7 protein-coding genes and 1 pseudogene are annotated in these 10,768 nt (G+C 71.4%); 3 read left to right on the top strand and 5 right to left on the bottom strand.

The window, feature by feature from the left end; translation table 11 throughout:
- Nucleotides 1-1,091 precede the first annotated feature (1,091 nt).
- From ispG to dxr, 3 genes are read right to left on the bottom strand one after another with little or no spacing between them, the layout of a single operon-like run.
- On the bottom strand, nt 1,092-2,264 hold the full coding sequence (gene ispG, locus ACIBQZ_RS41490; RefSeq protein ID WP_396094453.1) for a flavodoxin-dependent (E)-4-hydroxy-3-methylbut-2-enyl-diphosphate synthase: 1,173 nt from the start codon (nt 2,262-2,264) through the stop codon (nt 1,092-1,094).
- Nucleotides 2,265-2,274: 10 nt separating this feature from the next.
- Nucleotides 2,275-3,531, bottom strand: a complete 1,257-nt coding sequence (locus ACIBQZ_RS41485) for a M50 family metallopeptidase (RefSeq protein WP_396094452.1) — start codon at nt 3,529-3,531, stop codon at nt 2,275-2,277.
- Nucleotides 3,531-4,733, bottom strand: coding sequence for a 1-deoxy-D-xylulose-5-phosphate reductoisomerase (dxr, locus tag ACIBQZ_RS41480; RefSeq protein WP_396094451.1), 1,203 nt, complete (start codon nt 4,731-4,733; stop codon nt 3,531-3,533). Before dxr ends, ACIBQZ_RS41485 begins: the two co-directional genes overlap by 1 nt.
- Nucleotides 4,734-4,788: 55 nt before the next feature.
- Between dxr and ACIBQZ_RS41475 the strand changes: the two genes are divergently transcribed.
- On the top strand, nt 4,789-5,694 hold the full coding sequence (locus ACIBQZ_RS41475) for a YhjD/YihY/BrkB family envelope integrity protein (protein ID WP_396094450.1): 906 nt from the start codon (nt 4,789-4,791) through the stop codon (nt 5,692-5,694).
- Here ACIBQZ_RS41475 and ACIBQZ_RS41470 read toward each other — a convergent pair.
- A pseudogene (locus ACIBQZ_RS41470) lies at nt 5,693-7,681 on the bottom strand (MMPL family transporter); the annotation flags it as partial. The gene ACIBQZ_RS41475 and the pseudogene ACIBQZ_RS41470 sit on opposite strands and share 2 nt — an antisense overlap.
- A gap of 112 nt (nt 7,682-7,793) precedes the next feature.
- Between ACIBQZ_RS41470 and ACIBQZ_RS41465 the strand changes: the two are divergent.
- Together ACIBQZ_RS41465 and ACIBQZ_RS41460 are read left to right on the top strand one after the other, a co-directional pair.
- Nucleotides 7,794-8,501 carry a TetR/AcrR family transcriptional regulator gene (locus ACIBQZ_RS41465; RefSeq protein WP_396094449.1) on the top strand — a complete coding sequence of 236 codons (708 nt, stop codon included), beginning with the start codon at nt 7,794-7,796 and terminating at the stop codon, nt 8,499-8,501.
- 11 nt (nt 8,502-8,512) lie between these two features.
- Nucleotides 8,513-10,099, top strand: coding sequence for a phytoene desaturase family protein (locus tag ACIBQZ_RS41460; protein WP_396094448.1), 1,587 nt, complete (start codon nt 8,513-8,515; stop codon nt 10,097-10,099).
- Nucleotides 10,100-10,106: 7 nt separating this feature from the next.
- Here the strand turns inward: ACIBQZ_RS41460 and ACIBQZ_RS41455 are convergent, their stop codons facing one another.
- Nucleotides 10,107-10,439 carry an STAS domain-containing protein gene (locus ACIBQZ_RS41455; protein WP_396094447.1) on the bottom strand — a complete coding sequence of 111 codons (333 nt, stop codon included), beginning with the start codon at nt 10,437-10,439 and terminating at the stop codon, nt 10,107-10,109.
- Nucleotides 10,440-10,768 lie beyond the last annotated feature (329 nt).

The following is a 10,768-nucleotide window of genomic DNA, read 5'->3' as shown; positions in this document are numbered from 1 at the left end:
CAGCATCAACTCCAGAGCCTGCCTACAAACACAACTCCTTCGCTGTTCAGGGCACAAACACCGCTACAAGGTCCACCACTCGCGCCCCTTTCCTCCTGAGATGACCCCCTCAACCTCCACTGCCGCCACACACTCTCGAAAGGGCCAATCCTGCATACCGGACGAACCCGGCAACGGGCTGGATCACGGAGGGACCGTGATCCAGAAATGACGAAAGTCGGGCTAACCGCAGCTCTCCAAGATTCCTCGGTGGACGATTCGGCCATTCGCGCGGCGAAGCAACGGCAGTGGATGACGCCCTGGCGCGGTTGGTGATCAAGCCCGGGACCCCAGTTGATCTTGTAGAACCACGGCGCAGAGCTTGAGATCATCCAGCGGCGCGAAGCGGTCTCCCGAGGTTCGTCGCATCAGTGCGAGCCCTGTCCTCCGAGCGCACTCTCCGCGCGGAGAACCTCCGGCCACAACCGGACCCGTCGCGAATCCTGAGCCGCGCGGTCTGCAAGCCCGCCGCCGGTATGCCGCGGCACGCTCATCCGGACCGCAGGCCGTGCGGGCCACAAGCAAACGGAGCCGCCAGCCAACCGAGCAGCAGGCCGCGGCGGACCGCGAGCCGGGGACCGACGGACCGTGAGCCGGGGACCGACGGACCACGAGCCGGGGACCGACGGACCACGAGCCGGGGACCGACGGACCACGAGCCGGGGACCGACGGACCACGAGCCGGAGCGGACGGACCGCGAGCCGGGGCGGACGGACCGCGAGCCGGGGCGGACGGACCGCGAGCCGGGGCGGACCGCAAACCGGGGGCGGACCACGAGCCGGGGACGGACCACGAGCCGGGGACGGACCGTAAACCGGGGGCGGACCGCGAGCCGACCAAGTCGCGGACCAACCAGCAGCAAACCGCAGCACGCACCAGGCCGCGCCCCCGGCAAGCACCGAACCGGACCGCGCCCCGACAGCTCAGGCCGCATGCGCAGTGAGCCCCGGGCCCCCGTGCGGGCAGGCGACGGTGTTGCGGTTGGCCCGCCACCCGCGCCGTACCGGAAAGAAGAGGGCGCACCACCAAGAGCGCGCCCTGCTCCGAGAGGTCAGTGCACGGTCACCGTCGGGCCGGGGACGAGGTCGCGGAGTTCTTCCGGGAGTTCCGCGCCCATCTGGTCTGCCAGGCGCAGGGCTTCCTCAACCAGGGTTTCCACGATGATCGATTCCGGGACCGTCTTGATGACCTGGCCCTTCACGAAGATCTGGCCCTTGCCGTTGCCCGATGCCACGCCCAGGTCGGCCTCGCGCGCCTCGCCCGGGCCGTTCACCACGCAGCCCATGACCGCGACCCGCAGCGGCACCGGGAAGCCCTCCAGGGCCGCCGTCACCTGCTCGGCCAGCGTGTACACGTCGACCTGGGCGCGGCCGCAGGAGGGGCAGGAGACGATTTCCAGGCCTCGTTCGCGCAGGCCCAGGGATTCCAGGATGCCCTGGCCGACCTTGATCTCCTCGACCGGCGGGGCGCTCAGCGAGACGCGGATGGTGTCGCCGATGCCTTCGGCCAGCAGGGCGCCGAAGGCCACCGCGCTCTTGATCGTGCCCTGGAAGGCCGGGCCGGCTTCTGTCACGCCGAGGTGCAGCGGGTAGTCGCACTGCGCGGCGAGCTGGCGGTAGGCGCGGATCATCACGACCGGGTCGTTGTGCTTGACCGAGATCTTGATGTCGCGGAAGCCGTGCTCCTCGAAGAGCGAGCATTCCCACAGGGCCGACTCGACCAGGGCCTCGGCCGTGGCCTTGCCGTACTTCTCCAGGATGCGCTTGTCGAGGGAGCCCGCGTTGACGCCGATCCGGATCGGGACGTTCGCGTCGCCGGCGGCCTTCGCGATCTCCTTGACCTTGTCGTCGAACTGGCGGATGTTGCCGGGGTTGACCCGGACGGCCGCGCAGCCGGCGTCGATCGCGGCGAAGACGTAGCGGGGCTGGAAGTGGATGTCGGCGATCACCGGGATCTGCGACTTGCGGGCGATGGCCGGCAGTGCCTCGACGTCGTCCTGGGACGGCACCGCCACCCGGACGATCTGGCAGCCCGAGGCGGTCAGTTCCGCGATCTGCTGGAGGGTGGCGTTGATGTCGGAGGTCAGCGTGGTGGTCATCGACTGCACGCTCACCGGCGCGCCGCCGCCGACCGGCACGTTGCCGACCATGATCTGGCGGCTGAGCCGGCGGGTGGCCAGCGGCGGCGGCGGTACGGCCGGCATACCGAGACTGACAGCGGTCATGTGCGCACTCTCACTTTGAGAAGATGGTGATGGGGTTGATCACGTCGGCCGTGGCGGTCAGGAGGGTGAACGCGCCACCGATCAGGATGACCGCGTACGTCAACGGCATCAGCTTGAAGTAGTCGACGCGGCCGGGGTCGGGCTTGTGCAGCTTGCCGTAGACCCAGGAGCGGACCCGTTCGTACCAGGCGATGGCGATGTGGCCGCCGTCCAGGGGCAGCAGCGGCAGCAGGTTGAAGATGCCGATGAAGACGTTCAGCGAGATGAAGATCAGCAGGAAGATCTCCGGTACGCCGCGCTCGATCGCCTCGCCGCCCAGCCGGCTCGCGCCGATGACGCTGATCGGGGTGTTCGGGTCGCGTTCCGAGCCGGTGATCGAGTTCCAGAGCGCCGGGATCTTCTCGGGGATCCGCTTCATCGCCACGAACGAGCCCTCGACCAGGCTCCAGTCGTAGCGCAGGCTGGCGCCGATGGCGTCGATCGGGCCGTAGGTGAGCGTGCCGGGAATGTCGATGCTCTGGCCGATGCCGACCACCGAGACCTCGGCGACCGCGCCGTCCGGGTCGGCCAGCGGCGGGCGCTTCGCGGCGATCATCGTCACTGTGGTGCTGCCGGGCTGGCCGTCGCGGGTGTACTCGAAGACCGTCGGGCCCGGCTTGGTGGCCCGGATCACGTCGGTGAGCTGGCCGTAGCTGGTGATCGGCACCTGGCCGACCTTGGTGATGATGTCCCCGGTCCTGAGACCCGCGGCCGCCGAGGGGGCGGCCACGTCGGTGCCGGTGCCCGCCTTGCACTCGGTCTCGGTCAGCACGATCTGCACGCAGTCGGCGACGGTGATCCGGGCCGGGAGCGCGACCTGCTGCTGGACGGTCTGCGGCACCTCGGGGTTGGGCAGGCCGACGAAGACCGCGGCGCACCAGGCGGCGACTATGGCCAGCGCGAAGTGGGTGAGCGAGCCGGCCGACATCACGACCGTGCGCTTCCACACCGGGAAGCGCCACATCGCCCGCGGCTGGTCCTGCTCGGAGACGTCGTCGTCCTGCGGCGTCATCCCGACGATCTTGCAGAAGCCGCCGAGCGGGATGGCCTTGAGGCCGTACTCGGTCTCGCCGCGGCGGAACGAGAAGATGGTCGGGCCGAACCCGACGAAGTACTGGGTGACCTTCATCCCGTACCGCTTGGCCGTGATCATGTGGCCGAGCTCGTGCAGGCTCACCGAGATCAAGATTGCCAGCGCGAAGGCCGCCGTCCCCAACCAGTACAGCATCAGGCTCCTTCAGCCGCAGTAGCGATCATCCGCTGCGCCTGGGCACGCGCCCAGGCCTCCGCGGTCAGCACGTCCTCGACGGTACCCGGCTCGTCGAAATCAGGCGCCGCCGCGAGCACCGCCTCGAGAGTCTCGACGATGCCCAGAAAAGGTAGCCGACCGGACACGAATGCGGCCACACACTCCTCGTTGGCGGCGTTGTAGATCGCCGGGCGGCAGCGGCCCGCGGTGCCCGCGGCCTTGGCCAGCCGTACGGCCGGGAACGCCTCGTCGTCCAGCGGCCGCAGCTCCCAGTTGTGCGCCAGCGTCCAGTCGACGGCGGCCGCGGCATCGGCCACCCGCTCCGGCCAGGCCAGCGCCAGCGCGATCGGCAGCCGCATGTCCGGCGGGCTGGCCTGGGCCAGCGTGGAACCGTCGGCGAACTCGACCAGCGAGTGCAGCACCGACTGCGGGTGCACCATGACCTCGATGGCGGTGTAGGGCACGTCGAACAACTCGTGCGCCTCGATCACCTCGAGCCCCTTGTTGACCATGGTCGCCGAGTTGATCGTCACCACCGGGCCCATGTCCCAGGTCGGGTGCTTGAGCGCCTCCTCCGGGGTGACGTCCGTCAGCTCGGCGCGCCGGCGGTCGCGGAACGCTCCCCCGCTCGCGGTCAGGATCAACCGCCGCACCTCGGCGGCGGACCCGCCGCGCAGGCACTGGGCCAGGGCGGAATGCTCCGAGTCGACCGGCACGATCTGCCCCGGCCGCGTCACCGCGGCCTTGACCAGCGGGCCGCCGGCCACGAGCGACTCCTTGTTGGCGAGCGCGAGGGTACGTCCGCAGCGCAGCGCCGCCAGCGTCGGCGCCAGCCCGAGACTGCCCACCACCCCGTTGAGCACCACGTCACAGGGCCACTGGGCGAGCTCGGTCATCGCCTGCGGGCCGGCCACGATCTTCGGCAGCTTGAAGTCGCCGATGGCCCAGCCGCGCTTCTGGGCCTCGGCGTAGAACGCGAGCTGCAGGTCCTGCACGACGCTGGACCGGGCCACGCCGACCACGTCGACGGCCAGCTCCAGGGCCTGCGCGGCGAGCACTTCGACGTTGCCGCCGCCGGCGCCGAGCGCGACCACCCGGAACTTGTCCGGGTTGCGCCGGACGATGTCGATGGCCTGGGTCCCGATGGACCCGGTCGAGCCGAGCAGTACCAACTCACGCATGAGGCCATCTTCCTCTGCCGTGTCACGGCGGTCATGGAGTGGGTATGTATCGGATATGGCCCTCCCCCCACTGTCGGCGCCCTTCCGGCTGCTCCGCGGACGCGACCTGTCGCTGCACGCCGCCGCGGTCACCTTCTATGCCGGGATCGCCGTGGTGCCGGTGGCCCTGCTGGCGATCTGGATCACCGGCCTGATCGCCGGCGCCGACCGGGTCCGCCGGCTCACCGGGCACACGATCGCCGCCCTGCCGGACGCGATCGGCGCGCCCCGGGCCCTGTCGGCGCTGATCGAGGCGGGCCTGCACCTGACGCCGATGCTGGCCCTGGCCAGCCTGCTCCCCGCCACCCTGTACGGCGAGGGCCTGCGCCGCGCCTTCGTGTCCCTGCGCGAGCCGGGCGAGGCGCTGGTCGGCTGGCGCGGCCGGATCCTCTGGCTGCCCCTGCTGGCCGCCTCCCCGGCGCTGCTGCTGGCGCTGTTCCTGGCCCTGCCGGTGACCAGCGGCCTCTGGGTCCGCGGCGGCTGGTACGCCGTGGCCGGGGTGGTGCTGTCGTTCCTGGCCGCCTGGCTGGTGCTGACCCCGGTGGTCATCTGGGTCTACCGCGGCGTGGCGCCGGGCCGCCCGGAGTGGCTGGCCACGACGCTGGTGGGCTCGTTCACCGCGGCGAACCTCTCCGGCTTCCTGCACGGCTTTGTGCTGTTCTGCGCCCTGCCGCTGGACCTCGGGGTGCCGTTCGGCGGTTTCGCCGAGATCGGCGGCACGGTCGCCGTCGGGCTCTGGCTCTACCTGTTCCACGTCATCCTGCTGGCCGGCTATGCGGCGACCCGGAGCGCCAGCGCCTACCAACGGGCTCAGCGGACTCATGGATCCCGAAACGCCCGTAGAGGCGGCCCAGCGGTCCCGGCGCCCACCAGTTCCAGCGACCCAGCAGCCGCATCGTCCCCGGCACCAGCAACGCCCTGACCAGCGTCGCGTCCACGATGATCGCCACGATCATGCCGACCCCGATGGTCTTGATGACGGTCACCCCGCCGGTGGCGAAGCCGGCCACCACGGTGATCAGCAGCACCGCGGCGGCGGTGATGATGCCGCCGGTGCGCTGCAGCCCGGCGGCGACCGCCGCGGTGTTGTCGCCGGTGGCGTCCCACTCCTCCCGGACCCGGGAGAGCAGGAACACCTCGTAGTCGGTGGCCAGGCCGAAGAGCACGGCGAGCACCAGGATCATGTTGCTGGGCTCGATGAAGCCGGTGGACTCGAAGCGCAGCAGGCCCTCCAGGTTGCCGTCCTGGAAGATCCAGACCACCACCCCGAACGACGCGCCGATCGAGACCAGGTTCATCAGCACCGCCTTGACCGGCAGCAGCACCGAGCCGAAGGCCAGGAAGAGCAGCAGCATGGTGGCGACGGCCATGATCAGCGCCATCCACGGCAGCCGGCCGGCCAGGCTCTCCAGCAGGTCGAGGTCAACCGCGGGCCGGCCGCCGACCAGCACCTCGGCCCCGGCCGGCGCGGGCAGGGCGCGGATCCGCGTCACCAGGTCGCGGGCCTCGCCCCGGGACAGCGTGTCCGGATACCGCACGGTGATCAGCGCCGCGGCGCCGCGCTCGGCGGTCACCGTGGCGGCCGCGACGCCCGGCAGCCCGCCGATCCGGCCGGCCAGCTCGGCCGCCGGGGCGCCGGTCACCAGCACGGTGATCGGGTTCTCCCCGCCGCCCGGGAACTCGCCGGCCAGCCGCTCGCCGACGGTCCGGGCCGAGCTGCCGACCGGCAGCACCCGCTCGTCGAAGCCGCCGAACTCGACCCGCAGGAACGGCGCCGCGAACGCCATGAGGACGATCAGCACGCCGGCCACGTACAGCACCGGGCGGCGCATCACGCTGCGGGCGATCCGGGCCCAGCCGGCGCCCGGGTGCACGCCGCGCCGCAGCGGGATGCGCAGCTTGTCGATGCGGTGGCCGAGCAGGGACAGGACCGCGGGCAGCACGGTCAGCGCGGCCAGCATCGCGACCAGCACGGCGGCCATGCCGCCGATGGCCATGCCGCCGAGGAACGGCTGCGGAAAGATCAGCAAGCTGGACAGCGCCAGCACGATGGTCAGCCCCGAGACCATCACGGTACGGCCGGCCGTCGCCACCGTGACCGCGATGGCGGCGGGCACGTCCCGGCCCGCGGCCAGCTCCTCCCGGAACCGGCTCACCACGAACAGCGAGTAGTCCACGGCCATGCCCAGCCCGAGCAGCGTGATGACGTTGATCGCGAAGACCGAGATGTCGGTCACGTAGGTCAGCGCGCGCACGGCGACAAACGCGCCGAGGATCGCGATGCCGCCGATGACCAGCGGCGACAGCGCGGCGATCAGCCCGCGGAAGATCAGCACCAGCAGCACGAACAGGACCGGCAACGAGAAGATCTCGGCCCGGGTGATGTCCTGCTCGGTCTGCGTGTTCGCCTGGTCGGTGAAGGCGACCAGACCCCCGACCTCGGTGCGCAGGCCCGGCGCGGCGAGGGCCGGCGCTATCCGGTGGTACGCGGCCAGCAGGCCGTCCTCGTCCGTGGCCCGCAGGTAGATCGCCGCGTAGGTGGCCCGCTGATCGGTGCTGACCAGGGCGGGCGGCGCCCCCGCATCGGTGTAGGCGGCGACCCGGGCGACGTCGGCCGCGCCCCGGATCCGCTCGACGGCGCCGGCCACCGCGGTCCGGAAGGCCGGATCGGTCACCGTCAGCGTGTCGCTGGACCAGAGCACGAGCACGTCCGGATCGCGCTGGCCGAGCTGCGCGGCGATGCCCGCGGCCGCCCTGTTCGACGGACTGTTCGGGTCGTCGTAGCCGCCGCCGGTCAGCGCGCCGAAGACCCCCGCGCCCCAGGTCGCCCCGGCCACGACCAGCGCGACGGCCACGGCGACGACCCACCGGCGCCACCGGATGACCGCTTTGCCCCACCAGCCGAACATCCGCCCGCCTCCCGTGGCGACCGTTAGAGTCGCCTCACCTGTCCTGGACACCACCGCCGTGAACGCCGTTTACTTTTCCAAACGCCGTTCGCCTACGTCAACGGAGCCCGCCATGACGACGACCACGCCCAGCCGCCGCGCCCGGCTGCGTGCGGAGACCGTCACCGAGATCAAGGACGCCGCCCGCCGCCTGCTCGTGGCCGGTGGGCCCACCGCCATCTCGCTCCGGGCCATCGCCCGCGACCTCGGCATGACCGCCCCCGCCCTGTACCGCTACTTCCCCAGCCTGGACGCCCTGATCCTGGCGGTGGTCACCGATCTCTTCGAGGACCTGCGGGCCGCGGTCGTGGACGCCGCCACCGAGCACGGCGACGACCCGCCGCTGGTCCGGGTCGGCCACATGGCCCGGGCCTTCCGCCGCTGGTCGCTGGAGCGCCCCGCCGAGTTCGCGCTGATGTTCGGCAGCCCGGTCCCGGGCGTCACCCCGTGCGCCGAGCGGCACGGACCGCTCAACGACGCCGGCGCGCGGTTCGGGGAGACCTTCTTCACTGTGCTGGGTGAGCACTACGCCCGCCACCCGTTCGGCGGCACGGCCCCGGATCTGCCCGACCCGGCGCTGCGCGAGCTGTTCAAGCCGTACCTGGACACCTTCGGTGACCGGTTCCCGCTGCCCGTGATCTACCTGTTCGTGGCGGCCTGGACCCGGCTGTACGGGATCGTGGCGATGGAGGTGTTCGGCCATCTCCGCTGGGCCATGACGGACGTGGAGCCGCTTTTTGAGGTCGAACTGGCCCGGACCGTCAGCCGATTGGCGCGCTAGGCTCCGCTGCCATGAGCTCTCTGCCGGAACGCGCGGACGTGGTGATCATCGGGGCCGGCCACAACGGCCTGGTCTCCGCGGTGCTGCTGGCCCGTGCCGGACTCGACGTCGTGGTGCTGGAGGCCGCGGACGTGCTCGGCGGCGCCACCCGCACCGAGCGGCCGTTCGCCAAGGTGCCCGGGCTGGGCCAGTCCACCGGCTCGTACCTGCTCGGCCTGATGCCGCCAGAGCTGCTGCGCACGCTCGACGTGGACATCCCGGTGCTGCGCCGCGACCCGCACTACTTCCTGCCGACGCCGGGCGGGCCGGGGTCGCCGTACCTGCTCTTCGGCACCGACCGCGCAGCGACCCGCGCGCAGCTGGAACGGTTCTTCTCGCCCCGCGACGTGGCCGCCGACGAGGCGATGCAGGTGGAGATCGCCGCGCTGCGCGCCGACCTGGCGCCGGCCTGGCTGGAGGAGCCCGGCTCGGTCGAGCAGATCGCCGACCGGCACATCCGGCCGCAGCTGCAGAGCACCTTCATCGACCTGGTCCGCGGCTCGGTGGTGGACTACCTGGCCCGGTTCGGCTTCAAGAGCGACCTGCTGATGAGCATGTACGCGGTCACCGACGGCCTCTCCGGCCTGAACGCCGGCCCCGACGACCCGGGCACGGGCCACAACTTCCTGGTGCACAACATGTGCCGGCTGCCCGGCTCGGACGGCACCTGGATGGTCGCCAAGGGCGGCATGGGCACGGTCTCCCGCACGTTCGCCGACGCCGCCCGCGCCGCCGGAGCGTCGCTGTTCACCAACACCCCGGTCGCCTCGGTGACGGTCTCCCAGGGGGCTGCCACGGGCGTGGTGCTGGCCGACGGGCGGGCGATCTCGGCCCGGGTGGTGCTGGGCTCCTGCGACCCGTACCGGCTGATGAGCCTGGTCCCGGAGGGCGCGCTGCCCACGGCCCTGACCGACCGGATGGCCGCGGTCCGCCGGACGGGCACGACACTGAAGGTGAACCTGGCCCTGCGCGACCTGCCCCGCTTCTCGTGCCTGCCCCCGGAGAGCCCGTCCCCGTTCGGCTCGACGATCCACCTGCTGCCGGGCTCCGCGGGCCTGGACGGCAAGGACTCGTCGATGGCGGCGCTGCGGGCGATGTGGGCGGAGGTGCAGGCGGGCCGGCTGCCGGAGGAACCCACCATCGAGTGGTACCTGCACACCACGGTCGACCCGTCCCTGCAGGACGAGGCGGGCCACCACTCGTCGGCGCTGTTCGTCCAGTCGGTGCCGTACGAGCTGGCCGACTCGACCTGGGAGGCGGAGCTCCCCGGCTACGTCGACCGGCTGCTGGCCCTGGTCGACCGGTACGCCCCGGGCACAAGCGACCTGGTGGCGGACACGATGCCGCTGTCGCCGCAGGGCATCGAGAAGCACTTCGGCATCACCGGCGGGCACATCCACCACGTCGACAACACGGTGGCGTTCAACGAGCGGATGCCGTACGCAACAGGCCTCGACGGCCTGTACGCGGGCTCGGCCGGAGCCCACCCGGCGGGCAGCGTGATCGGCGCAGCAGGCCACAACGCGGCCAAACGCATCCTCACCGACCTGGGCCGCTGACAAACCCCTACTGCTCGTCGCCCTCGTCGGGGGCGAGCAACGGCATGAGCCCGGTCATCTCCAGCACCATCAAGGGCGTGCGATGCGCCCGCACGATGTGCAGATGCCGACCGGACTCCCGGGCCGTGTTGAAGACCTGGACGAGCACATTGATCGCGGACGAGTCCAGGAAGGTGACCGCGTCCAGATCAACCCGCAGCACCGCGGTGCCGGGACGCCGAAGCTCGGCCAGAAGCACGTCAGCAAGCTCCTCCTCGGCACTCATGTCCACTTCCCCGGAAAGGGCGACGAGCGAGATGTCGCCCTGCCGGCTGACCCGGTATGCCCAGATGTCGCCCATAGGTCCTTCCAGAATCGCCAAAGAAGTCACAACCTAAAAGCGCCCCACCCCGGCACACCGTTACACCCCCGCCCCGATCCCAAGATCCACCCGCACCGAGGCGGCGGGTAAGCCGAGGCCCCAACGCAACCACCTTCCCAAACCCGGTCGCCTCCTCCCGGCCACCGCCCAGCTGCCCTCGTCGCTCCAAGATCAAGCCACCACGGCCCGGACAAGGGCACGAGCCGGGCAGCAGGCGAGCGGAGCGGTAACGCAAGGACAGCCGGCGGCGCGAGACGGCTGGCGCGAGGCCGCCACGGATAGCGGGACCGGCACGGCCAACGGCCGGA

It is taken from the genome of Actinoplanes sp. NPDC049599 (assembly GCF_044465625.1).
Lineage (GTDB): Bacteria > Actinomycetota > Actinomycetes > Mycobacteriales > Micromonosporaceae > Actinoplanes.
Note: the sequence above shows the minus strand (reverse complement) of the source record. Positions and strands in the feature narration are given on the sequence as shown.